Genomic DNA, 22,951 nt, shown 5'->3' with positions numbered 1-22,951 from the left:
AAGAGGCTGGTTTCGCTTAAAGCGGCCGTTTGCGCCCGGTTAGCCGGGGTGGCGCGGCGGGCGCAGGGACCGGCGGGGATTGCGGCAGGGGTGCATATCTGCTTCATCGGGAGCGGCTCGCCCCCGCCTCGCCCGGCGCTTGCGGGGCGAGGCCCTCCCGGCACGACCCACAGGCAGGAAACCATGGACGAAACGCTTTCCCACGACCTCGTCGAGCAGGCCCGGCAATGGCGCCTCGACCTGCACCGCCATCCCGAGATGGCGTTTCAGGAGCACCGCACCGGCGATTTCGTCGCGCGGATGCTCGCTGAATGGGGGCTTGAGGTCCGGCGCGGCCATGGCAGGACGGGCGTGGTCGGCACGCTCGCCAGGGGCTCGTCGTCGCGGTCGCTGGCTTTGCGCGCCGACATGGACGCGCTGCCGATCCACGAACAGACCGGCGCGGCCCACGCCTCGGTCAATCCCGGAATCATGCATGCCTGCGGCCATGACGGCCACGTCGCCATGCTGCTCGCCGCCGCAGGGCTCGCCAGCCGGCGCGACGATCTCGACGGCACCGTCCATTTCGTCTTCCAGCCGGCGGAGGAGGTCGAGGGCGGCGCGCGCGAGATGGTGGCCGACGGCCTGTTCCGCGACTTTCCGGCCGAGGCCGTCTACGGGCTGCACAACTGGCCGGGGCTCCGTCCCGGCGAGGCGGTGGCGCGCGACGGCGCGATGATGGCGGCCTTCGCGACCTTCGAGATCGAGGTGGTCGGCCGCGGGGCGCATGGCGCGATGCCGCATGAAGGAGCGGACCCGGTGCTGTGCGCCGGCCAGCTCGTCAGCGCCCTTCAGGCGGTCGCGGCGCGCAACGTCTCGCCGCTGAAGGCGGCCGTGCTGTCCGTGACGCAGATCCACGGCGGCGACGCCTACAACGTCATCCCCGAGAGCGTCGCGCTGCGCGGCACCACGCGCTGGTTCGAGCCGGAAGTCGGCGACCTGATCGAGGAGCGGCTCGGCCTGACGGCGGCGCGCGTGTGCGAAGCCTTCGGCTGCAAGGCGCATGTGCGCTACGAGCGGCGCTACCCGGCGACGATCAACGCGCCGCAGGCGGCCGGCTTCCTGCGCGCGGCGGCGGCGCGGTCCGGCCTTGCGGTGGTCGACGCCGAGCCGAGCATGGCGGCGGAGGATTTCGCCTTCATGCTGGAGGCGCGGCCGGGCGCCTATCTGTGGCTCGGCGCGGGCAAGGACGGCGAGAATCCCGGCCTGCACTCGCCCCGCTTCGACTTCAACGACGCGATCCTCGCCAGCGGGATCGGGCTATGGAACGAGACGATCGGCATGGCCATCGGGCGGGGCTGAAGCAATTCCCGGAAAAGTGTGAAGCGCTTTTCCGTTCGGGATTGCGTAAAAGCAAGGCGTCCTGAATGCGGCGCGGCCGGCGCTGCCTCCACCCCTGGAGACAGAACCGGCCGCGCCATTTCCACCTCGCGGCGGAAGCTCCCGGCAGTGCTTAGCCCATATCGAGCTGGCGATAGATGCGCTTGACGTAATCGCCGAAGGCGTTGCCGGTCTTGATGTCGAGGCTGCGCGGGTGCGGCAGGTCGATGCTGAAATAGTCGGCCATGCGCGCGGGGCCGGCGGTCAGCACCGCGCAATGCGAGCCGAGGAACACCGCCTCCTGGATGCCGTGGGTGACGAAGACGAAGGTCTTGCGGCTCTCCTGCCAGATGCGCAGCATTTCGAGGTTCATCTTCTCGCGCGTGATGGCGTCGAGCGCGCCGAACGGCTCGTCCATCAGCACCAGCTTGGGATCGTGGATCAGCGCGCGGGCGATGGCGGCGCGCTGCTGCATGCCGCCCGACAGCTCGAACGGATACTTGTCGCCCGCCTTGCCGAGACCGACCATTTCCAGCAGATCGCGGGCGCGCTCGCGCGCGGCCTTGAGCGGCAGGCCGAGGATCTGCGCCGGCAGGATGACGTTCTCGGCGATGGTGCGCCATTTGAGCAGCAGCGGCTGCTGGAACACCATGCCGACATCGCGCCCTTCGACGAACGAGCCATGGCCGTCGCCGATGCTGACCGTGCCGCCGTCGGCGCCGTGCAGTCCGGCGAGTATCTTCAAGACCGTGGTCTTGCCGCAGCCGGAGGGGCCGACGATCGAAAGCAGGTCGCCCTCGTGGATGTCGAGCGTGACATCGGACACCGCGACCGCTTCGGCGCCGCCGGTGCGGTAGACCTTGCGCACGTTGCGCATGCGGATCAGGGGAGACGCGTCGTCCCGCATTTCCTGCGCGCTTGCCGTCATGACAGCCACCTTTCGCGGTTCGCGGCGACGAAGCCGTCGTCCGACAGGTCGGGATGGGCCGCACAGACCCGGTCGATCTCCCGCGCCTGGCCGGTCGAAAGCCCCTCGGCCGGGTCGAGGCACCAGATGCCGTCGAGCAGGCCCTGCCGGCGCAGCACCTCGTGGCAGCCGGCGATGCAGCCGTGGAAATCGTTGGCGACGTCGAAGAAGGCGGCGTTGCAGTCGGTGACGCGCGCGTCGAGCCCGAGGAGATCGGCGGGGACAGGGCCGCCGGCGTCGACCGCGGCGTGGATGCGCCCGAGCAGCTCGACCGCCTTCGAGGTCCACACCGACCAGTGACCGAGCAGGCCGCCGCGAAAGCGCAGGCGCACGATCTCGTCGCCGCGCGGGATGTCGAAGGGTGTGACGAGGTCGGCGACGATGTGGTCGTCATTGCCGGTGTAGAGCGTGATGCGCTCCTCCGCGCCGGCGGCGGCGACGCCGCGCATCACGTCCAGCGTGCGATAGCGGTTGAAGGGCGCGACCTTGATCGCCACCGCGTTGTCGATGGACGCGAACCGCTCCCAGAACGCGGCGTCGAGGGCGATGCCGCCGACGGCGGTCTGCATGTAGAAGCCGATGATCGGCATTTCCCTTGCCACGGCCTCGCAATGCGCGATCAGCTCGTCACCGGAGGCACCGCGCATCGCGCCCATGCTGACGAGGACGGCGTGATAGCCGAGGCCGCGGGCGATGCGCGCCTCGTCGAGCGCCTGCGCCGTCCTGCCGGCGACACCGGCGACAAGGACGAGCGGCCGCGCCGTCCATGCGGCGGCGTCCTCCGCGGCGGCGCGCAGGACGGGTTCGTAGAGGCCGGTGTCACGGATGGCGAACTGCGTAGTGTGGACGCCGACCGCGAGGCCGCCGGAGCCTGAATCGACATAATAGCGCGTCAGCGCCCGCTGGCGGCGCGCGTCGAAGCGGCGCTGCGCGTCGAGCGCCAGCGGATGGGCGGGGATGACCGCGCCGCGCCGCAGGGTGGCGAGGATCTCGGGTGGCAGGTCGGTGTGATGAAGGCCCATGTCTCTCGCTTCCTGTATACGTCCTACCCGAATTCCGGGCCTGCGATCACCGCCGTCTCGTTCGCGCGCCCCGGCGCGGGACGCGGCCCCTTCCTCATGCGCAGGAACGGGCGCTGCCGGGCGAAGCCGAGGGCGCGCAGCCGCTCGACCAGCAGCGGGCGGCTGTCCGCGACATCGAGGAACACCGGGCCGTCCAGCGCGGCGACGACGCCCTCGACCAGCTCGGCGACCGCGGCCTCATCCGCGCCGACGACCGGGCCGATCTGCGTCGCGATACGTCCGTCCCGGCCGAAAGCATGGGCCGCGCCCTGCGGCGCGCTGCGCCGCGCAGCTGGGCAGCGGGCGGAGAAATCGATCAGAAGCGGCGTGCGATCCGCGCCGAAGGCCGCGTTCGCCGCCGTGAGCGCCGCCGGATCGGGCGTGGCGGACGCGGCAGAGGCCCCTCCCCCCACGCCCTGCCAGCGGGTGAACCGCTCGCCGTCCTCGAAGCCGAGGCTGCGATAGAGCGGCTCGCCGGCCGGGGTGGCGTCGAGAAGCGCGGTGCGGCCGAGAGCCTCGAGTTCGGCGATGCAGGTCTTCAGCAGCGCCGTGCCGTGTCCACGCCCGCGCCAGTCCTTGCGGGTCAGCACCATGCCGATCCAGGCGAAGTCGTCGCCATAGGGCATGATCGCGGCGGTGGCGACGAGGACCATGCCGTCGAACAGGCCGAAGACCTTGCCGTGGGCCATGAAGAGGCGCCAGTCGGCGGGAAGCTGGTTCCAGCCCGCTTCCGCCGACAGCTCCATCGCCTGGGCGACATCGGCCGGCGACAGGATGACGGGGCCGTCAATAGGTGCCATCGCGCGCCTCGAAATGCGTCGGCTTGTTGTGCGACGGCAGGCTGCGCGCCACCCAGTCGGCGGTCCATGTCATCATCTTGTCGAGCGGCACCAGCGGGTAGCCGAACAGGCCGTTGGATGCCCTGGCGTTGGAGAGCCAGGCACTCGGCGCCTCGCTGCCGGTGATGACCGGCGCCTTGCCCAGCATCGCGCCGAAGGTTTCGGCCAGCCAGCGCACGGAGATGACCTCCGGCCCGGTGACGTTGATCGGGCTGGTCGGCACCGTCGCCTGCTTCAGGCAGCGCAGGGCGATGGCGTTGGCGTCGCCCTGCCAGATGACGTTGACATGGCCCATCGAGACGTCGACCGGCAGACCGTCGCGCACCTTGACCGCGACGTCGTGCAGGACGCCGTAGCGCAGGTCGATGGCGTAGTTCAGCCTGAACAGCCGGCCCGGCGTGCCGTGGACCTGCGAGAAATGCTCGATCAGTCGCTCGCGGCCGATGCAGGACTGGGCGTACTCGCCGGGCGGGTCGAGCGGCGCGCCCTCGTCCGAGCCCATGCCGTCGACCGGGGTGAAGGCATAGACGCAGCCCGTGGAGAAGGCGACGATGCGCGAGGCGCGGAACACTTCGGCGACGACGGCCGGCATATAGGTGTTGGTCGCCCATGTCAGCGGCTGGCTGCCGCCCGAGCCGAACTTGCGGCCGGCCATGAAGATGACGTTCTTCGCCTTCGGCAGCGCCTCGAGCTGGGCGCGGTCGAGGAGGTCGCAGGCGATCGTCTCGACGCCGTGGCGGTCGAGCTCCTCGCGCGAGGCCGGGTCGCCGAAGCGGGCGACCGCGAGCACGCGCCGGCCGGGGGCGGCGTTGCGCGCCAGCCGCGCCAGCGTCGGCCCCATCTTGCCGCTGGCGCCGAGGATCATGATGTCGCCGTCGACCTCGGCAAGGTCGTCGATCAGCGCGCGCGACGGGCGGGCGATGAAGGTGTCCAGTTCCTCGGGGCCATCGAACCTTGCGGGCAGGCGCGCCCCGTCGAGCAGGTCGACGCCGGTGAATTCAGGTCTTTCGTTCACGACATCCTCGCATCTCTTGGAACGATCATGTGCTCGAGCAGCAGCACCGCGAGGTAGAGGGCGATGCCGATGAGCGTGATCAGGATCACGGCCATGAACATGGCGGGCGTGTCGAGCGCGGCCTGCACCTGGATCATCAGGTAGCCGAGCCCGCGGTCGGAGGCGATGAACTCGCCGACCACCGCGCCGGCCACGGCGAGGATCGCCGCGACCTTCATGCCGGAGAAGATGTAGGGCAGCGCGCCCGGAAGCTGGATGTAGAGGAACATCTGCCAGCGCGAGCCGCGCAGCGATTTCACCAGATCGAGCAGGTCCGGCTCGACCTCGCGCAGGCCGCGCACGGTGGTCAGCAGGATCGGGAAGTAGCACAGCGAGAAGGTGATGAGGATGTTGGTCGAGATGCCGTAGCTGAACCAGACGATCACCAGCGGCCCGAGCGCCACCTTGGGGATCATGTTCAGCGTCACCAGAAGCGGGAACAGCACCATGACCAGCACGCGCGACCACGAGAACAAGAGCGCGGTGGCGACGCCGAGGACGGTGGCGAGGAGATAGCCGCCGACGATCTCGACGCCCGTCACCCAGCTGTTGCCGATCCAGTCGTAGCGCCGCGAGCCGAGGGTGGCGAGGATCTCGCTCGGCGCGGGGAGGATGAACTTCGGCACCTCCAGCGAGCGCACGAGGATCTCCCACAGCACGAACGCCGCGACGTGGGCGGCGACGGCGATGAACCGCATCTGCCGCGTGCGCCGGCGCTCCAGCCGCTCCAGCTCGCTGCCTGTCGAAATCCCGGTTGCTGCGACCATGCCCGTTCCCTCTCGATGCCGGGACGCTGGAGCAGCGGGCGTTCTGACGAACGCTGCTTCCGCTGCTCCAGCTTCTTTTCCTGGCCGCATTTATGCGACGCCGGACGATTCCGTCCGCCTGCAAAATGCTCTAATCGGCCTTCCGGCATTAGTCAACCAACTAGTTGATTACTTATTCATGACTGCATTCAGGGCCGCAGCGCGGACAGGACGAAGGATATGACGTGCTCGCGCCGCCGCGCCGCCTGTGCGGGCGAGACCATGTCCCGGTCGAAGATCACCGACAGCGTGCTGTGGTTGGAGAGATAAAAGAAGGACAGCGCCGCGACCGACAGGTAAAGGTTCACCGGACCGAAGCGGTCGTTGAACACGCCGGCCTTGACGCCGCGCGCCAGCGTCTCCTCGACGAGGCGCACCAGCGGCGAGTGCATCTCTGTCACCTTCTCGGATGTCTTCAGGTGGCGCGCGCCCATCCGGTTCTCGTCGTTGACGAGGGCGATGAACTCGGGGTGCTCGGACAGGTAGTCGAAGGAAAAGCCGACCAGCCGCCGCATCGCCTCCTCGGGGTCGACATCGGAAAGGTGCAGCTCCTGCTCGCGCTCGCGGATATGGCGGTACACCTCCTCGAGCGCGGTGCGGTAGAGGTCGGCCTTGCTGCCGAAATAATGATAGACGAGCTGCTTGTTGACGCCGGCCTGGCGGGCGATGCGGTCGACGCGGCCGCCCTCGAAGCCGAATTCGGCGAACTCGGCCACCGCCGCGTCGAGCAGCGCCCTCCATGTCGCGGCCGGATCGCGGCGCTGGGGGGTGGGCCTGGCGTCGCGTGAGGAGGCCTCTGCGGGCTCCTGCGTCGGGGCTTGTGTCTCGTCCATCTTTCGCCTCCGTCCTATTTGTAACCAACTGGTTGATTGGTTATTGATCTACTCTAGCATCCGTGCCTATAGTTTGCCACAGGGCAACCCGCGAGCCTTCGGAAAGTGCGGCACGCCCAACCGACACCGCGCCTTTCGACAAAAAAATCGGGGAAACCAAGATGACGCTTCGCAGATCCTTCATGCTGTCCGCCGCGCTGGCAGCGGCGTTTCTTTCGTCCGGCGCGCAGGCCGCCGACGTCAACATGGTGTTGAACTGGGTGCCGACCGCCGACCACTCGCCCTATTTCTACGCCAAAAGCCAAGGCTGGTACGAAGAGGCAGGCATCAACCTGACCATCGAGGCCGGGCGCGGCTCGGGCGCGGCCGCCCAGCGCGTCGGCGCCGGCTTCTCGCAGATCGGCGTCGCCGACATGGCGACGGTGCTGCTCACCAAGGGCCAGGGCGGCGACGCCGTCGCCATCATGACGGTCTACGCCAACTCGCCGCAGGGCTTCTACTGGCTGAAGAAGAGCGGCATTACGGGCCCGAAGGACTTCCCGGGCCGCTCCATCGGCAACCCGCCGGCCGACGCCTCGCGCGTGATGTGGCCGCTATTCGCCGAGACCGTCGGCATCGCGCCGGACTCGGTCAACTTCGTCAACGTCTCGCCGCAGGCCAAGCTCACCTCGCTGAAGAGCGGCGCGATCGACATCACCAGCGACTTCTACAACGAGCACGACCTCAAGGTGCGCGAGTTCGGCGACGACCTCGGCTTCGTCGCCTGGCGCGACATCGGCATCAACCCCTATGGCAACTCGATCATCATCAACGGCGCGTTCCTGAACGACAACAAGGAGCTGGTCGCCCAGTTCGCCTCGGTCACGCAGCGCGCTTTCGCCGCCTGCGTCGCGGATGTCGAGCCGTGCCTCGAGGCGCTGATGTCGGAGGTGTCGGGCCTCGACCACGACAACCAGGTCGACCAGTGGAACCGCATCATCGAGCTGATGACCGACCCAACCACGACCACGGTGGCGCTCGGCGCGTTCGATCCCGAGCGGATGGACGCCGACTACAAGACGGTCGAGACCTATTTCGACCTGGAGCAGCCCTTCGACGTCAAGACCGTCTACACCAACGAATTCCTCGACGAAGCGATCAAGATGCCGGCGCGCTGACGACCGGCGACCACGCTTTCACCACGGGCCGGCCCTCTCCGCGAGGGCCGGCTTTTTCTATCCCGCTTCGGCCTTCACCCTGCGGGCGCGCCAGAGGCGGTAGAGGGCGACGAGCAGGCCGACGGCGATCGTCGCGACGATGAAGATGAAGGCGGCGGCGGCGATGGCGGGGCTGATGTTCTCGCGGATGGTCGAGAACATCTGCCGCGCAAGCGTGCGCTGGTTGGGGCCGGCGACGAACAGCGTCAGCACCACCTCGTCGAGCGAGGTGGCGAAGGCAAGCACCGCGCCGGAGAGCACGCCCGGCATGGCGAGCGGCAGCGTCACCCGGCGGAACACCGTCGCCGGCGAGGCGCCGAGGCTCTGCGCGGCGAGCTCGACGCGGGTGTCGATGCCGGCGAGCGCGCTCGACACGCTGACGACGACGAAGGGGATGGCGACGACCGTGTGGGCGATGATGACGCCGGCATAGGAGCTGGCGAGCCCGACCCGGACGAGGAAGACCTGCATGCCGACGCCGAGCACGACCGCCGGGACCACCATCGGCAGCAGGAACAGCGTCCGCACCGCACCGAGCAGCGGCAGGCCGCGGCCGCGCAGCCCGAGAGACGCCGCCGTGCCGAGAACGGTCGCCAGCACCGTCGTTCCCGTGCCGACGATCAGGCTGTTGACGATCGCCCGCCGCCAGGCGTCGGCGGTGAACAGCTCCTCGAACCAGCGCAGCGACCAGGACGGCACCGGATAGGTCAGGATCACGCTCGAGGTGAAGGCCAGCGGCAGGATGGCGAGCAGCGGCGCGACGAGGAACAGCACCGTCAGCAATGCAAACAGGGTTCTTGAGAGTTTCAGCGCCATCGCCTCACCTCTCCGCCCGCTCGGCCGAAAGCCTGGCATAGACGCTGTAGAGGAGAAGCGTGGCGACGAGCAGGACGACGCCGAGCGCGCCGGCCATGCCCCAGTTGGCCGAGCCCAGCGCATAGAAGGCGATGATCGAGCTGATCATCTGGTCGCCCGGCCCGCCGATCAGCGCCGGCGTGATGTAGTAGCCGATGGCCGAGATGAAGACGAGCAGGCAGCCGGAGGCGACGCCGCGCAGGCTGAGCGGCAGGAGCACCCGCACGAAGGCGCGCAGGGGGTGCGCGCCGAGCGAGGCGGCGGCCGGCATCAGGTTGCGCGGGATGGTGATCAGCGTGCTGTAGATCGGCAGCACCATGAAGGGGAGCAGCACGTGGGTCATCGCGATGATGACGCCGGTGCGGTTGAAGATGAGCTGGATCGGTCCCGCGGTCAGGCCGAGCGATTGCAGGAGGTCGTTGATGAGCCCCTGCTCCTGAAGCAGGATGAACCAGGCGGCGGTGCGCACCAGCAGCGACGTCCACAGCGGCAGCAGCACGGCGGCGAGCAGGAGGTCGCGCCGCCAGCCCGAGGTCGAGGCCATGACCAGCGCATAGGGAAAGCCGATGGCGACGCAGGCGAGCGTGACGAGGCCGGAGATGGCGAAGGTGCGCAGCATGATGACGCGGTTGACCGACTGGTCCGCCGGAAGCTGCACGATGGAGCCGCCGGTGTCGCGGCCGAGATCGAGCGCGGCGAGAAGGTTGCGGTCGGTATAGGGCGACAGCGCCCCGGCGATGGCGACCCAGAATTCGGGCCGCTGCCAGCGCGCGTCGACCCCGGCGAGGCCTTCGGGCGGCAGCGCCCCGGCGCGAACCGCGCTCATCGTCTTCGTCATCAGCGTGCGGAAGCCCGGCTGGGCGCTGTTCAGCCGGCGCACCATGTCGCCGAGCGCCTGCTCGTCGTCGACTTCGGCGAGGTCCGCGACCAGCGCCTCCTCCATCGCGGCGCTCGGGGCAGACTGCCGGTCCCACGCGCCGATGGTCTCGGCGCTGCGCGGCAGGAGGCGCAGCACGGCGCTGTCCGTCACCGACTGCGACATCATGGTGAAGAGCGGCCAGACGAAGAACACGACGAGGAACAGGAAGAGCGGTGCGAGCAGCAGCAGCGAACGGCCCGGGCGCGACAGCGTCATGACGCGATCACCGTGCAGTCGCGGGGAGAGAAGGCGGCGTGGAGCCGGCGGCCGGCCGGATGCTCGCCGGCGCGGCGGCCGAGCTTGGCGATCAGCGTCTGGCTGCCGGCCTGCAACTGCACGCGCAGGTGATCGCCCTGATAGACGCAGTCGGCGACCTCGGCCTCGAGGCAGTTGCCGGCCTCGTTGCGCTCCTCCGTCAGGTCGATGCGCTCCGGCCGGACCGAGACGAGGACGTTGCCGCCGACGGAAACGCCGCCGCCGACGGCGGAGACGATGCGGCCGCCCGAGGGCAGCCTGATCCGCGCCTCGCCGCCGTCGACCGCCTCGACCGTTCCTTCCATCAGGTTGGTCTCGCCGATGAACTCGGCGACGAAGCGCGTCGCCGGCTCGTCATAGACCTCGCGCGGGGTGCCGATCTGCTCGATCCTGCCCTTGTTGAAGACCGCGATGCGGTCCGACATCGTCAGGGCTTCCGACTGGTCGTGGGTGACGAAGACGATGGTGAGGCCGAGCCGGTGGTGCAGGGCGCGGATGTCGAGCTGCATCTGCTCGCGCAATTGCTTGTCGAGCGCGCCGAGCGGCTCGTCCATCAGCACCACGCGCGGCTCGAACACGAGGGCGCGCGCCAGCGCCACGCGCTGCTGCTGGCCGCCGGAAAGCTGCGCCGGCCAGCGGTCGCGCAACGCCGAAAGCTGGACCATGTCGAGCGCGCGGGCGACGCGCGTCGCGATCTCGGCCCTGGGCGTCCCGCGCATCTCGAGCGGAAAGGCGACGTTCTGGCCGACGGTCATGTGCGGGAACAGCGCATAGCTCTGGAAGACCACGCCCATGTCGCGCCTGTGGGTCGGCACCTCGTTGATCTCGACGCCGTCGAGCAGCAGGCTGCCGGAGGTCGGCTTCTCGAAGCCGGCCAGCATCATCAGCAGCGTCGTCTTGCCGGAGCCGGACGGCCCGAGCAGGCTGACGAACTCGCCCTTGCCGATGCCGAGATCGAGATCCTCGACCACGCACAGATGGCCGAAATATTTGGTAATGCGGTCAAACCGTATGAACTCGGTCACGGCACACCCCACCGTTGTTGAGTATGGCCACGAGCAAGGCGTGAAGACGCGCGGCGGGTTCCCCCTCGGCCCGATCGGGCCGTCCCTCGACGCCTCCCGCCGGGAACGATGCGCGCGGCCTTGTCGCTCCAAAGGCCCCGTCCGGCGCGGCGTCGTCGGGCGACGGCGCCGCGCCACGGGTTCAGCGAATTGTCGCCCGCCCCCGATTGATTGGCAAGCCTAGTTGGCAAGCCAGGCGTTGAAGCGCTGGGTGAGCGTTTCGGCGTTGTCGATCCAGAAATCCGTATCGAGCGAGATCGCCTCGGGCAGGTTGTCCGGATTGGTCGGCAGGTCCTTGGCGTATTCCGCCGGCACCATGCCGGCAGCGGCGAGGACCGGCAGGCCGTAGGCGACGTATTCCGGCAGCTTCGACTGATGCTCCGGCAGGCTGGCGAAGGCGATGAAATCGAGCGCGGCGTCCTTGTTCTCGGCGTCCTTGAGAATGACCCAGCTATCGATCGAATAGATGCTGCCCGGCCAGACGACTTGGAAGTTCCTGCCCTCGCTGCGGTTGATGCCGGTGATGCGGCCGTTATAGGCCGAGGTCATCGCCACCTCGCCGGAGGCGAGAAGCTGCAGCGGCTGCGCGCCCGATTCCCACCACACCACATGCGGCCGCAGCTCGGCCAGCTTGTTGAAAGCCCGCTCCTGGCCTTCCGGCGTCGACAGCACGTCGTAGACCTCGTCCTTGTCGACGCCGTCGGCCATCAGGGCGAATTCGAGCGTGTATTTCGGCCCCTTGCGCAGGGCGCGCTTGCCGGGGAACTTCTCGACGTCCCAGAAATCGGCCCAGGATTTCGGACCGTCGGCGATCTTGTCGCCGTCATAGGCGATGGCGGTCGACCAGACGATGGTGCCGACGCCGCAATCATCGACCGCGGCCGGCAGGAAGCCGTCCTTGTTGCCGACCTTGTCCCAGTCGATCTTCTCGAACAGGCCGTCGGCGCAGCCGAGCGCCAGTTCCTCGGCCTCGACCTGCACCGCGTCCCAGTTGGGCTGGCCGGCCTTGACCTTGGACTGGAGGACACCGATGCCGCCGTCCCACGCCTCGTCGAGCACCGTCTTGCCGATCTTTTGGGCGAAGGGCTCGAAATAGATCTTGCGCTGCGCGTCCTGATAGCTGCCGCCCCACGAGACGATGGTGAGATCGCGCGCCATGCCGGGCGCGGCGAAGGTGACGCCGAGCGCAAGCGCCAGCGCGGACGACAGGCTGAGTTTCTTCCATGTTTTCATCTTCTTCCCCTTTTCTTGGTTGAAGGCCGGCCGGGTCCTGCCCGGCCGGCCGGTGAACGCGATCAGGCGGCGGACAGATCGGCCTCCGTCCGGTCTAGCGCCTTGCCGAAGGCTCCCAGCAATTCATCCACCTCATTCTCGCTGATGACAAGCGGGGGGCAGAACGCGATCGAGTCCCCCATGTTGCGGGTGATGACGCCGAGCTGCTGGAGATGACCGGCGACGAGCCCGCCGAGCTGGCCCGGCTGGCCGAGCCCGGTCTTCGCTTCCTTGTCCGTCACCAGCTCGACAGCGGCGATCAGGCCGACGCCGCGCACCTCGCCGACGAGACGGTGGCCGGACATGGCCCGAAGCCCCGCGAGCAGGCGCGCGCCGGAACGCGCGGCGCGCCCGACCAGCCCGTCCTCCTCGATGACGCGGATCGATTCCAGCGCCACGGCGGCGGCGACCGGGTGGCCGCCGGCGGTGAAGCCGTGGCCGAAGGTGCCGATGCGGTCGGTCTCCTCAACGATCGGGTCGAGCACCCTGTCGTTTGCGACCAGTGCCGAGATCGGCAGGTAGGACGAGGACAGCGCCTTCGACATGACCATGATGTCGGGCCGGATGCCGTAGGTCTCGCAGCCGAACATCGCCCCCGTGCGGCCGAAGCCGCAGATGACCTCGTCGGCGACGAGGAGGATGTCGTATTTGCGCAGCACCGCCTGGATTTTCTCCCAATAGGTCGCGGGCGGCACGACGACGCCGCCGGCGCCCATCACCGGCTCGCCGAAGAAGGCGGCGATGGTCTCCGGCCCCTCGGCGAGGATGAGCTCCTCCAGCTCCTCGGCCCGGCGCGTCGCGAACGCCTCCTCGCTCTCGCCCGGCAGCGCGTCGCGCCAGTGGTGCGGGCTTCCCGTGCGCAGGATGCCGGCGATCGGCAGGTCGAAGGAGCGGTGGTTGGCGGGAAGCCCGGTCAGGCTGCCCGAGGCGATGGTGACGCCGTGATAGGCGCGCTCGCGCGAGATGATCTTCTTGCGCTGCGGCTCGCCCATCGCGTTGGCGCGATACCAGATCATCTTCATCGCGGTGTCGTTGGCCTCCGACCCCGAATTGGTGAAGAAGGCCTTGCTCATCGGCACGGGCATCATCGTCACCAGCTTCTCGGCGAGGTCGATCAGCGGGCCGTGCGACTTGTGGGTGAAGTTGTGGTAGAAGGGAAGCCGCTGCATCTGCCGGGTGGCGGCGTCCATCAGCCGCTTCTCGTTGAAGCCGACCGCGACGCTCCACAGGCCGGCCATGGCCTCGATATAGCGGTTGCCGGCAACGTCGTAGACATGAATGCCCTCGCCCCGGTCGATGACCAGCGGCCCCACCTCCCTATGCCTCTTCGCATTGGTATAGGCGTGAAAATGATAGGCGATGTCTCTGGCTTCGACTGAGTTCGGGGCGACGGTCATTCACTTCTCCTTCGGACTTTCGTCCTTGCTGTATGATGCATCATGACGGGGCAACGTCAATGCTTTTCGGCGGCACGGTCGCGCGACTTGCCGCGATCCCTTGCGCCGTCTTACGGGCGCCGGCCTCCCGGCCCGGGCGGGTGTTCGACAGTCGGCGGCGGGCGGCTCATATGGCCGCGCCTTCGACGCCGTGCAGGCGGTCGACGATCATGCTGCCGATGGGGATGGCCGAGGTCGCGGCCGGCGACGGCGCGTTGCAGACATGCAGCATCCGCTCCGACGAGACGAACAGGAAATCGTGGATCAGCGCGCCGTCGCGCCGCACTGCCTGGGCGCGGATGCCCGCGCCGGGCTTCGTCAGGTCGGCCAGCGTCAGCGACGGGCAGTATTTGCGGCATTTCTCCAGATAATGCCGCTTGAAGAGCGAGCCGCGGAACTCGTCGATGCCGGAGCGTAGGTTACCCGCGATCACCCGCCAGAAGCCGGGAAACGCCGCCATCGCGGCGACGTCGCGCCAGTCGACGCTGCCCTTGGGATAGCCTTCGCGGGCGAAGCCGAGCACCGCGTTCGGCCCGACGGTGACGGAGCCGGCGATCATCCGCGTCAGGTGGACGCCGAGGAAAGGCAGGTCGGGGTCCGGGATCGGATAGATCAAGTGACGGACGATGTCCGCCTTGGCCGCCGGCAGCGTGTAGTACTCGCCGCGGAACGGGACGATGCGGAAGTCGATGTCGAGGCCGGCGAGCCGCGCCAGACGGTCGGATTGCAGGCCGGCGCAGACGACGAGGCGGCCGGCGCGGAACGTCTCGCCGCCGGCGACGACGGTGACGTCGGCCTCGTCCTCGCGGATCGCCGAGACCGGCATGCCGAAGGCAATCCTGCCGCCGCCTTCCGCGATCTCCCCGGCCATGGCGGCGCAGATCGCGCGGTAGTCGACGATGCCGGTCGACGGCACGAGCAGCGCGCCGAGCCCGGTGACGGCGGGCTCGGCTTCGCCCAGCCGGGTGCGATCGAGCCGCTCGAAGGCGATGCCGTTCTGCGCCGCGCGCCCGGCCAGCGCCTCCATCCGCTCCATTTCGAGATCGTCAGTGGCGACGAGGAGCTTGCCGCATTCCTCGAAGGCGATGCCATGGCGGGTGCAGAACGCCTTCGTCGCCTCCGCGCCCTCGCGGCACAGGCGCGCCTTCAGCGACCCGGGCTGGTAGTAGATTCCGGCATGGATGACGCCGCTGTTGTGGCCTGTCTGGTGGACGGCGGGCCGCGCCTCCTTGTCGAGGACGAGGAGCCGTGCGCCCGGCTCGCGCCGCAGCAGCTCGGCCGCCGTGGCGAGCCCGACGATGCCGCTGCCGACGACGCAATAATCGTAGCGGTTGTCAGTCATGATCGCCCCGCGCCCGTTTCCGGCCGCGCCTTAGACGTGCTGGCCGCCATTGATGTGGATCTCGGCGCCGTTGATGTAGGAGGAGCGGGAGGAGCAGAGGAAGTGGATGGTCTCGGCCACCTCGCGCGGGTCGCCGAGGCGCTGCATCGGCACTTCCGCCGTCACCAGCTCGTCGGTGCCGGGCGACAGGATCGACGTCTCGATCTCGCCGGGCGCGATGGCGTTGGCGCGGATGCCGCGCCGGCCGAACTCGTGCGCCATCTCCCGCGTCAGCGAGGCCAGCGCCGCCTTGGAGGCGGCATAGGCGACCCCGGCAAAGGGGTGGACGCGCGAGCCGGCGATGGAGGTGACGTTGACGATCGAGCCGCGCGCCGCCTCCAGCTCCGGCAGGAGCGCCCGCGCGATCAGCGCCGTCGAGATCAGGTTGACGTTCAGCACCTGTGTCCACACGGCGGCGTCGGTGGCAGCGACGCCGAGGCGGCTGCCACCCTCCCCCTTGGGGGAAATCCCGGCATTGTTGACCAGCGCGTGCAGCTTGCCGTCCGGCAGGCGGCCGCGCACCTCGGCGGCGAGGCCGTCGATCTGCGACAGGTCGGCAAGGTCGGCCTGGATATGGCTCTCTCGCGCCGAGGGCCACCGGCATTCCTCGGAGAAGGGCTGGCGCGAGACGGTGAGGATGCGCCAGCCGTGCTCCTGGAAGAGCTTGACGGTGGCATGGCCGATGCCGCGGCTGGCGCCGGTCAGAAGCATGTAGGGCCGTTCGCTGGACATGATCGCGCTCTCAATTGATGCATGATGCATCATTAATGCATCGCCACGGCTTGGCAAGCGGGTTCTGCGCCTGCCTATGCCTCGTCGCCTTTACTCGGATTGGATAAGCGACTGCGCCGGAAACGGGTTCCCCGCTCAGGCGGAATCGCGCGTCCAACTCCTCATCCCAGCGCAATTCCGGACGGAAAAGTGCTTCACACTTTTCTTGGAATTGCTCTTGCCTGCTCGACACGATCCATGATCGCCTTGCCGCCGAGGACGATGTCGTCGACGATGGCCTTGGCCGCGGCGGCGGAATCGTGCCGCCGGAGCGCGTCGATCACCGGGTAGTGGTAGTCGACCATCGCCCGCCCGCCCTGCAGATAGGAATCGGCGATCAGCGGGCCCATCTGCAGCCAAATGCGATGGAGGATGCCGTCGAGGACCGGCAGCCGCGCGATCTTGGGCAAAGCGAGGTGGAACGCCTGGTTGAACCGCGTCCCGGCCAGCCGGTCGCCGTCCTTCAGGGCTTCCTCGTTGTCCCTCAGGATGGTTTCGAGCGCGTCGATGTCGGCCCGTGTCGCGAGTTGCGCCGCCGTCTCGGCGGCCAGCGCCTCCAGCCGGATGCGGATCGAGCGGATCTCGAGATAGCGGTCCTCGCTGACGTCGGGGATACGGATGTCGCGCGCCGAGCGGAAAACGATCGCCTCGTCATGCGCCAGCCTGAGGATCGCATCGCGGATCGGCGTGACGCTGGTGCCGAGCTGCCCGGCGAGATCGCGGATCTTCAGCCGGTCGCCCGGCTGGAACCGGCCCTGGATCAGGGCGTCGCACAAGGTGGCGTAGACCGTGTTGCTCAGGCTCTCATGGTCGATGGGGTCGAGATCGTGTTTCAAGGGCTGCTTTGTTCGCTCACCGGCATTTGATGCATCCTATAACCTGAACTTCCGCCGCGTCCACCGCCGTGGCGGCGGCGACGCCGATTAGAACAGGAAATCGCGCCCGGCCGCGCCGCGCGCAATCCGGACGTCAACGAAGCTTTCGCGAAGGCCGCGGCGGGTCAGTGCGAGAGCAGGGTCGGCACGTTCAGGCCGGCGAGCATGTGGCGGGTGGCGCCGCCGAGGAAGAAGTCGCGGATGCGCGAATGGCCGAACGCGCCCATGACGAGGAGATCGGCGCCTTCCGCCTCCTCGGCCAGCGCCTCGCCGACGGAGCGCCGGCCGCGCTCGACCTCGCACAGCGTCGCGTGCGCGCCGCAACGCGCCAGATGGGCGACGAGCTCGGGCCCGGTCGCGCCGGCCGTCGCCTGCTTGTCGGAAAGGACGGTGACGATGCGCACCTCCTTGGCGTGGCGCAGGAGCGGCATCGCGTCGCCGACGGCGCGGGTGGCGGCGCGCTCGTTGTCCCAGGCGACGACCACCTTTTGCGGGCGGAACGCCTTTTCCCCGCCGGCGGGCAGCACCAGAGCCGGCCGCCCCGCGCCGAAGATCAGGGCCTGCACCAGATCGGCATGTCCCTCGTCGTCATCGATGAACGGCGCGACCACCAGGCTGCGCAGCCGGGCACGCTCGACGACGGCGTCGTAGTTGCCTTCCGAGACGGTCATCAGGCGGCCCTCGTGCGGCAGGCCGGCGCGCTTCGCCTCTGCCTCGAAGGCGGCGAGCTCGGCATTGGCCGTGCCGTGCGATTCCTGCTGCCGCCGCATCAGCTCCTCCTCCATCCCGGTGGTGTAGGGGCGGCGGATGGAGACCGGCAGCGGTACCGAGCGCTCGACGACGAGGCCGCTGACATGCGCTTCCATCAGCCGCGCGACCTCGATGCCGCGGACGAGGAATTCCCGCCCGGCCTCGTCGGTCCGGGACGGAAGGATCAGGAGGATATCCTTGTACATGCTCAGCCTCGCTTCATGATCGGTGTGCCGGCCGCGATCCTTGCACAAGCGCGGGTGTCCGGTCCCTGATCGCGATCAAACGGACGGGATTTTCTCAGGCGCGCAGCGGAAGGACCCGGTCGGGGGGACGGTGCCCGTCGAAGAAGGTGCGGATGTTGATGATGACCTTCTCGCCCATGTCGATGCGGCCCTCGATGGTGGCCGATCCCATATGCGGCAGGATGACGACCTTGCCCTTCGCCGCCAGCTTGAGCAGCTTCGGGCTCACCGCCGGCTCGTGCTCGAACACGTCGAGGCCGGCCCCGGCGAGCTTGCCGCCCTCCAGCATCTTCACCAGCGCGTCCTCGTCGATGATGTCGCCCCGGGCGGTGTTGACGAGATAGGCGGTGGGCTGGAGCAGCGCCAGCCGGCGCGCCGACAGAAGGTGGAAGGTGGCCGGCGTCGACGGGCAGTTGACCGAGATGATGTCCATGCGGGCGAGCATCTGGTCGAGGCTCTCCCACCAGGTCGCCTCCAGCTCGTCCTCGGTGGCGGGCGCGACGCGGCGGCGGTTGTGATAGTGGATCGACAGGCCGAACGCCTTGGCCCGGCGGGCCACCGCCGTGCCGATGCGGCCCATGCCGACGATGCCGAGGCGCTTGCCCCAGATGCGGCGGCCGAGCATCCATGTCGGCGACCAGCCGGCCCATTTCTCGCCGCCGCTGAGAAGCGCCGCGCCTTCCGTCAGCCGGCGCGGCACGGCGAGCATCAGCGCCATGGTCATGTCGGCCGTGTCCTCGGTCAGCACGTTCGGCGTGTTGGTGACGACGATGCCCCTAGCCGTGGCGGCGGCGATGTCGATCTTGTCGACGCCGTTGCCGAAATTGGCGATCAGCTTGAGGTTCGGCCCGGCCTGAGCGATCACCGCCTCGTCGATGCGGTCGGTGACGGTGGGGACGAGGACGTCGGCCTCGCGCATCGCCGCCACCAGCTCGGGCTGGGTCAGCGGCCGGTCCTCGACATTGAGCCGCGCATCGAAAAGCTCCCGCATGCGGGTCTCGATCGCATCCGGCAGCTTGCGGGTGATGACGACGAGCGGCTTCTTCCTGCCGGCCATTGTTTCCTCGAATCCGGGTCCTGTTGAGACCTCTTTAACCAAGAACGGCGACACTTGGAAACCGCGTCGGCCGGGTCGGGCTTCGATCCTTCTGTATCAAGCCGCCCTGCCGATGACAAAGGAAAAGGTCCGTGGGAAACGCCCCCGGACGACAGATGAACGGACCGCACGGAATTGGGAAAGATGTCATCTCGCACAGCCATTGCCGCCGTGTTCGGGGTCGCGCTGGCCATGCTCGCGCCGACGGCTTCTCCTTCGCTCGCACAGTCGGCCGCGGTCGGCCCGAGCGGCCTGCCGCTGCCGCGCTTCGTCAGCCTGAAGTCGAGCAAGGTCAACCTGCGCATCGGGCCCGGGCTCAACTATCCCGTCGAATGGCTTTACATGAAGGCCGGCGTGCCGATGGAGATCATCCAGGAATACGACAACTGGCGGCGCGTGCGCGACGCCGAGGGCGCGGAAGGCTGGATCAACCAGTCGCTGCTGTCGGGCCGGCGCACCGCGATCGCCGCGCCATGGCAGCGCCACAAGGACAGCGAGCTCCTGCTGCGCGACGGGCCGGACACCACCTCGCGCATCGTCGCGCGGCTGGAGCCGGGCGCCGTCGGCACGATCAGGAGCTGCAACGGCCAGTGGTGCGAGATGGAGTTCTCCGGCCACAAGGGCTGGCTGAGCCAGACGCAGATCTGGGGCGCCTATCCGGGCGAGACCTACAAGGACTGATCCGCCACCACGGCGGAGAAAGCAAAGGGGCCGGCATGCCGGCCCCTTTGTCTGTTCAGCGGATGACGAGGACCGGGATGGTCGTGTGCGTCACCACTTCCGAGGTCTGGCTGCCGAGGATGAGCCGCCGTGCGCCGCGCCGGCCGTGCGAGGACATGACGATGAGGTCGCAGCCGAGCAGCTTGGCCGAGCGCACGATGGCCTCGGCCGGGTATTCGTCGATCTCGTGGACCAGCTCGACCTTGACGCCGTGGGCCGCCGCCTCGCTTTCGATGGCGGCGAAGCGTTCCTTCATCGTCTCGTCGATGGCCTGGTCGTAGCGGGCGGCGGGGTCGCGCACGCCGGCGGCGACGGCCGCCTGGGCGGCGCGGGCCTGAAGAGGCTCGGTCACGGTCAGCACCGTCACCTTGGCACCGAGAGGACCGGCAAGAGCCATGCCGTGCTTGACGCCCTTGGCGGCGAGCTCCGAGCCGTCCGTGGCAATCAGGATATGCTTGTACATTTGCGGTCTCTCCCGGCTAGCGCACCATCATTCATCCAGCATATCAGCACGAAATCAAGCGCCGCGGTTTGCGCTAGGACAAACCCTCGCGGGCGGGATGAGAGACGGACGATCAGGCCGCCTCGTCGCCGGCGGACCGCTCGACGGCCTCGGCCTGCCCTTCACGCACCGGGCGGCGGCGGCGCTCGGGGCCCTTGTCCTCGACGATGCGCACGCGCTTGACCCGGCGCGGATCGGCGTCGAGCACATGGAACTCGAAGCCGGGAATGGCGCGCACCACCTCGCCGCGCACCGGCACGCGGCCGAGCGTGTTGAAGATCATGCCGCCGATCGTGTCGACGTCCTCGGCATGCTCGCCGGCGGCGAACCCCTCGCCGATGGCCTCGGCGACGTCATCGATCTCGGCCTTGGCGTCGACCACGAACACGCCCTCGCCCGTGCGGGTTATGAGCGCCTCGTCGTCGTCGTGCTCGTCCTCGATGTCGCCGACGACCATCTCGACGATGTCCTCGAGCGAGACGAGGCCGTCGGTGCCGCCATATTCGTCGATCACCAGCGCGATCTGCAGGCGCTCGGCCTGCATGCGCGCCATCAGGTCGGAGGCCAGCATCGACGGCGGCACGAACAGGATCGGCCGCACCACGCCGAGGTCGCCGACCTCCCTGCCGAGATCGACGTTGGCGAGGTCGAGCGGGCCGGCGCCCGGCGCCGGCTTCTTCGCGCCGCGGCCGCGCTTCTGCTTGGCGGCGCGGGTGATGTAGCCGACGATGTCGCGGATGTGGACCATGCCGCGCGGATCGTCGAGCGTCTCGTGATAGACCGGCATGCGCGAGCGGCCGCTCTCCTCGAACAGCGTCAGGAGATCGCCGAGCGGGGTCGATAGGTCGACGGCCTCGATGTCGGCGCGCGGCACCATCACGTCCTCGACGCGCAGCTCGCGCAGGCGCAGGATGTTGTTGAGCATGGCGCGCTCGCCGGCCGAGAATTCCGGCGTGTCCGCCGTCTGGTCCGACAGGGCGTCGGCCAGATCCTCGCGCAGGGACGAGCCGTTGCGCGGCTTCAGCCGCGCCTTGAGCCGCTCGAAAAATGTCGGACGGGCGCCGGATCGTCCGGCGGTCGTACTTTGGGGTTCGCCCGATTGGCCAGCTGGCTGACTGGCGCCCTGTTCGCCGCCCTGCTCGGCAAGCGCGGCTGTCTGTGCGTTCTCGTTCATCGTTTCCAGGTCGTTGGACCGTTTTTCTGTTACCCGTAAGGATCGGGAATGGCAAGCCTCGCCAATATGGCGCGCTCCAGGGCCTCCATGGCCTCCGCCTCCCCGTCCTCCTCATGGTCGTGGCCGAGGAGATGCAGCACCCCGTGCACGATGAGATGCATAAGATGGTGATCGAAGGGCTTGTCTTCCAGTTCCGCCTCGGACCGGACCGTCTCGAAGGCGAGCGCGACGTCGCCCAGCATCGGCGGCACGGGATCGCCCGGCGCGACCTCGAAGGCCGGGAAGGAGAGGACGTTGGTCGGCTTGTCCTTAGCCCGCCAGTCGCGGTTGAGCACCCTTATATGCGCGTCGTCGGTGAAGAGCAGCGACAATTCGGCCTCTTCCGGCGCGGCCTGCCCGGTCTCGGCGAAGACCGCGTCGACCGCCCGCCGGGCGAGGGCGAGCAGCGCCTCCTCGCCGGGCCACGCGCCGGCCTCGACCGCGACGTCGATCTGCATCAGGAGGCGTCGTCCCGGCGGCGCGGCGGGACGCTGACCGAATGGCGGTCGTAGGCCTTGACGATCTCGGCCACCAGCGGGTGGCGTACCACGTCGGCGTCGCCGAAGCGCACGGTGACGATGCCCGGCACGCCGTCGAGCACCTGCAACGCCTCGACGAGGCCGGAGCGGGTGCCGGGCGGCAGGTCGATCTGCGAGGGGTCGCCGGTGACGATCATGCGCCCGCCCTCGCCGAGGCGGGTCAGGAACATCTTCATCTGCATCGGCGTGGTGTTCTGCGCCTCGTCGAGGATGATGGCGGCGTTGCGCAGCGTGCGCCCGCGCATGAAGGCGAGCGGCGCGATCTCGATCACCTCGGCCGCGATGGCGCGTTCGACCTTGTCGGCCGGGATCATGTCGTAGAGCGCGTCGTAGAGCGGGCGAAGATACGGGTCGACCTTCTCCTTCATGTCGCCGGGCAGGAAGCCGAGCCGCTCGCCGGCCTCGACCGCCGGGCGCGACAGGACGATGCGCTCGACCATGCCGCGTTCGAGCAGCATCGCCGCGTGGGCGACGGCGAGATAGGTCTTGCCGGTGCCGGCCGGGCCGGTGCCGAAGACGAGCTCGGCCCGCTCCAGCGCGCGCATGTAGGCGTCCTGATTGGCGGAGCGGGCGTAGATGGTGCGCTTGCGCGTCGAGATCTGCGCCGCCGCGACCTTGCCCTTGCGCTCCAGCGTCGGCAGGGTCAGCTGGTCGTCGGCCGCCACCGCCATGCGGATCGCCCCGTCGACCTCGGACTGCGACAGATCGTGACCCTTCTGGAGCAGGTCGTAGAGATGGTCGAGCGCGCGGCGTGCCTGCTCGGCTGCCGTCGGGTCGCCCTTGATCGACAGCTGGTTGCCCTTGGGGCGGATGTCGACGCCGAGCTTCTTCTCGATGCGCGCCAGATTCTCGTCGAACTGGCCGTACAGCGCGCTTGCGTGCTTGTTGTTGTCGAAGGTCAGGACGATGTGCGCCATGTCCGATGCCCCGGAAGGGGCGGCCT

The 22,951-nt window shown here is 68.7% G+C and carries 22 protein-coding genes and 1 pseudogene; 3 read left to right on the top strand and 20 right to left on the bottom strand.

Translation table 11 applies throughout. From position 1 onward, the window contains the following. Positions 1 to 183: 183 nt before the first annotated feature. Complete coding sequence (locus M9945_RS05020; protein ID WP_367943656.1) at positions 184 to 1,341, top strand: amidohydrolase; 1,158 nt, start codon at positions 184 to 186, stop codon at positions 1,339 to 1,341. A gap of 151 nt (positions 1,342 to 1,492) precedes the next feature. On the opposite strand, the gene M9945_RS05015 is transcribed toward M9945_RS05020, so the two are convergent. From M9945_RS05015 to M9945_RS04990, 6 genes are all read right to left on the bottom strand, one after another. After that, a complete protein-coding gene (locus M9945_RS05015) occupies positions 1,493 to 2,287 on the bottom strand; it encodes an ABC transporter ATP-binding protein (protein WP_367943655.1) in 795 nt (264 codons plus the stop codon). Beyond that, positions 2,284 to 3,348, bottom strand: a complete 1,065-nt coding sequence (locus M9945_RS05010) for a dihydrodipicolinate synthase family protein (protein WP_367943654.1) — start codon at positions 3,346 to 3,348, stop codon at positions 2,284 to 2,286. Before M9945_RS05010 ends, M9945_RS05015 begins: the two co-directional genes overlap by 4 nt. 23 nt (positions 3,349 to 3,371) lie before the next feature. Next, positions 3,372 to 4,187, bottom strand: a complete 816-nt coding sequence (locus M9945_RS05005) for a GNAT family N-acetyltransferase (RefSeq protein ID WP_367943653.1) — start codon at positions 4,185 to 4,187, stop codon at positions 3,372 to 3,374. Beyond that, a complete protein-coding gene (locus M9945_RS05000) occupies positions 4,174 to 5,241 on the bottom strand; it encodes an NAD-dependent epimerase/dehydratase family protein (RefSeq protein ID WP_367943652.1) in 1,068 nt (355 codons plus the stop codon). Before M9945_RS05000 ends, M9945_RS05005 begins: the two co-directional genes overlap by 14 nt. Beyond that, positions 5,238 to 5,978 (bottom strand): ABC transporter permease, encoded by a 741-nt coding sequence (locus M9945_RS04995; protein WP_367944766.1) that lies wholly within the window; start codon positions 5,976 to 5,978, stop codon positions 5,238 to 5,240. The genes M9945_RS05000 and M9945_RS04995 overlap by 4 nt, the downstream gene beginning before the upstream one ends. A gap of 257 nt (positions 5,979 to 6,235) precedes the next feature. Beyond that, complete coding sequence (locus M9945_RS04990) at positions 6,236 to 6,919, bottom strand: TetR/AcrR family transcriptional regulator (RefSeq protein WP_367931520.1); 684 nt, start codon at positions 6,917 to 6,919, stop codon at positions 6,236 to 6,238. Positions 6,920 to 7,101: 182 nt separating this feature from the next. Here M9945_RS04990 and M9945_RS04985 point away from each other — a divergent pair, with 182 nt between their 5' ends. After that, complete coding sequence (locus M9945_RS04985) at positions 7,102 to 8,076, top strand: ABC transporter substrate-binding protein (protein WP_367944765.1); 975 nt, start codon at positions 7,102 to 7,104, stop codon at positions 8,074 to 8,076. Between the two features lie 57 nt (positions 8,077 to 8,133). On the opposite strand, the gene M9945_RS04980 is transcribed toward M9945_RS04985, so the two are convergent. The 10 genes and pseudogenes from M9945_RS04980 to M9945_RS04935 all read right to left on the bottom strand — a co-directional run bounded on the left by M9945_RS04980 (position 8,134) and on the right by M9945_RS04935 (position 18,995). After that, positions 8,134 to 8,931, bottom strand: a complete 798-nt coding sequence (locus tag M9945_RS04980) for an ABC transporter permease (protein ID WP_367943651.1) — start codon at positions 8,929 to 8,931, stop codon at positions 8,134 to 8,136. A 4-nt stretch (positions 8,932 to 8,935) separates the two neighbouring features. Further along, the gene (locus tag M9945_RS04975; RefSeq protein WP_367943650.1) at positions 8,936 to 10,105 is read right to left on the bottom strand and encodes an ABC transporter permease; all 1,170 of its coding nucleotides are present in this window, start codon (positions 10,103 to 10,105) and stop codon (positions 8,936 to 8,938) included. Then, positions 10,102 to 11,169: an ABC transporter ATP-binding protein gene (locus M9945_RS04970; RefSeq protein WP_367943649.1), complete on the bottom strand. Its 1,068-nt coding sequence runs from the start codon at positions 11,167 to 11,169 to the stop codon at positions 10,102 to 10,104. The genes M9945_RS04975 and M9945_RS04970 overlap by 4 nt, the downstream gene beginning before the upstream one ends. 219 nt (positions 11,170 to 11,388) lie before the next feature. Then, positions 11,389 to 12,363 (bottom strand): annotated as a pseudogene (locus M9945_RS04965) (ABC transporter substrate-binding protein); the annotation flags it as partial. A 140-nt stretch (positions 12,364 to 12,503) separates the two neighbouring features. Further along, positions 12,504 to 13,877, bottom strand: coding sequence for an aspartate aminotransferase family protein (locus M9945_RS04960; protein WP_367943648.1), 1,374 nt, complete (start codon positions 13,875 to 13,877; stop codon positions 12,504 to 12,506). Between the two features lie 166 nt (positions 13,878 to 14,043). Next, positions 14,044 to 15,258: an L-2-hydroxyglutarate oxidase gene (gene lhgO / locus M9945_RS04955; protein WP_367943647.1), complete on the bottom strand. Its 1,215-nt coding sequence runs from the start codon at positions 15,256 to 15,258 to the stop codon at positions 14,044 to 14,046. A 30-nt stretch (positions 15,259 to 15,288) separates the two neighbouring features. Beyond that, on the bottom strand, positions 15,289 to 16,029 hold the full coding sequence (locus M9945_RS04950) for an SDR family NAD(P)-dependent oxidoreductase (RefSeq protein ID WP_367929223.1): 741 nt from the start codon (positions 16,027 to 16,029) through the stop codon (positions 15,289 to 15,291). A 194-nt stretch (positions 16,030 to 16,223) separates the two neighbouring features. Beyond that, positions 16,224 to 16,904 carry a GntR family transcriptional regulator gene (locus tag M9945_RS04945; RefSeq protein WP_367929224.1) on the bottom strand — a complete coding sequence of 227 codons (681 nt, stop codon included), beginning with the start codon at positions 16,902 to 16,904 and terminating at the stop codon, positions 16,224 to 16,226. 164 nt (positions 16,905 to 17,068) lie between these two features. Beyond that, the gene (locus tag M9945_RS04940) at positions 17,069 to 17,899 is read right to left on the bottom strand and encodes a universal stress protein (RefSeq protein WP_367943646.1); all 831 of its coding nucleotides are present in this window, start codon (positions 17,897 to 17,899) and stop codon (positions 17,069 to 17,071) included. A 94-nt stretch (positions 17,900 to 17,993) separates the two neighbouring features. Continuing rightward, positions 17,994 to 18,995, bottom strand: coding sequence for a 2-hydroxyacid dehydrogenase (locus M9945_RS04935; RefSeq protein WP_367943645.1), 1,002 nt, complete (start codon positions 18,993 to 18,995; stop codon positions 17,994 to 17,996). Positions 18,996 to 19,178: 183 nt separating this feature from the next. On the opposite strand from M9945_RS04935, the gene M9945_RS04930 reads away from it, so the two are divergent. Further along, the gene (locus M9945_RS04930; RefSeq protein ID WP_367943644.1) at positions 19,179 to 19,715 is read left to right on the top strand and encodes an SH3 domain-containing protein; all 537 of its coding nucleotides are present in this window, start codon (positions 19,179 to 19,181) and stop codon (positions 19,713 to 19,715) included. A gap of 55 nt (positions 19,716 to 19,770) precedes the next feature. On the opposite strand, the gene M9945_RS04925 is transcribed toward M9945_RS04930, so the two are convergent. The 4 genes from M9945_RS04925 to M9945_RS04910 all read right to left on the bottom strand — a co-directional run bounded on the left by M9945_RS04925 (position 19,771) and on the right by M9945_RS04910 (position 22,925). Continuing rightward, positions 19,771 to 20,217: a universal stress protein gene (locus tag M9945_RS04925; RefSeq protein WP_367929227.1), complete on the bottom strand. Its 447-nt coding sequence runs from the start codon at positions 20,215 to 20,217 to the stop codon at positions 19,771 to 19,773. 112 nt (positions 20,218 to 20,329) lie between these two features. After that, a complete protein-coding gene (locus M9945_RS04920) occupies positions 20,330 to 21,430 on the bottom strand; it encodes a hemolysin family protein (RefSeq protein ID WP_367943643.1) in 1,101 nt (366 codons plus the stop codon). A gap of 29 nt (positions 21,431 to 21,459) precedes the next feature. Beyond that, positions 21,460 to 21,927, bottom strand: coding sequence for an rRNA maturation RNase YbeY (gene ybeY, locus M9945_RS04915; protein WP_367929229.1), 468 nt, complete (start codon positions 21,925 to 21,927; stop codon positions 21,460 to 21,462). After that, positions 21,927 to 22,925, bottom strand: a complete 999-nt coding sequence (locus M9945_RS04910; RefSeq protein WP_367944764.1) for a PhoH family protein — start codon at positions 22,923 to 22,925, stop codon at positions 21,927 to 21,929. The genes ybeY and M9945_RS04910 overlap by 1 nt, the downstream gene beginning before the upstream one ends. Between the last annotated feature and the right edge of the window lie 26 nt (positions 22,926 to 22,951).

Source organism: Aquamicrobium sp., from assembly GCF_023954335.1.
Classification (GTDB): domain Bacteria; phylum Pseudomonadota; class Alphaproteobacteria; order Rhizobiales; family Rhizobiaceae; genus Aerobium.
This window is presented reverse-complemented; position numbering and strand designations above follow the sequence as displayed.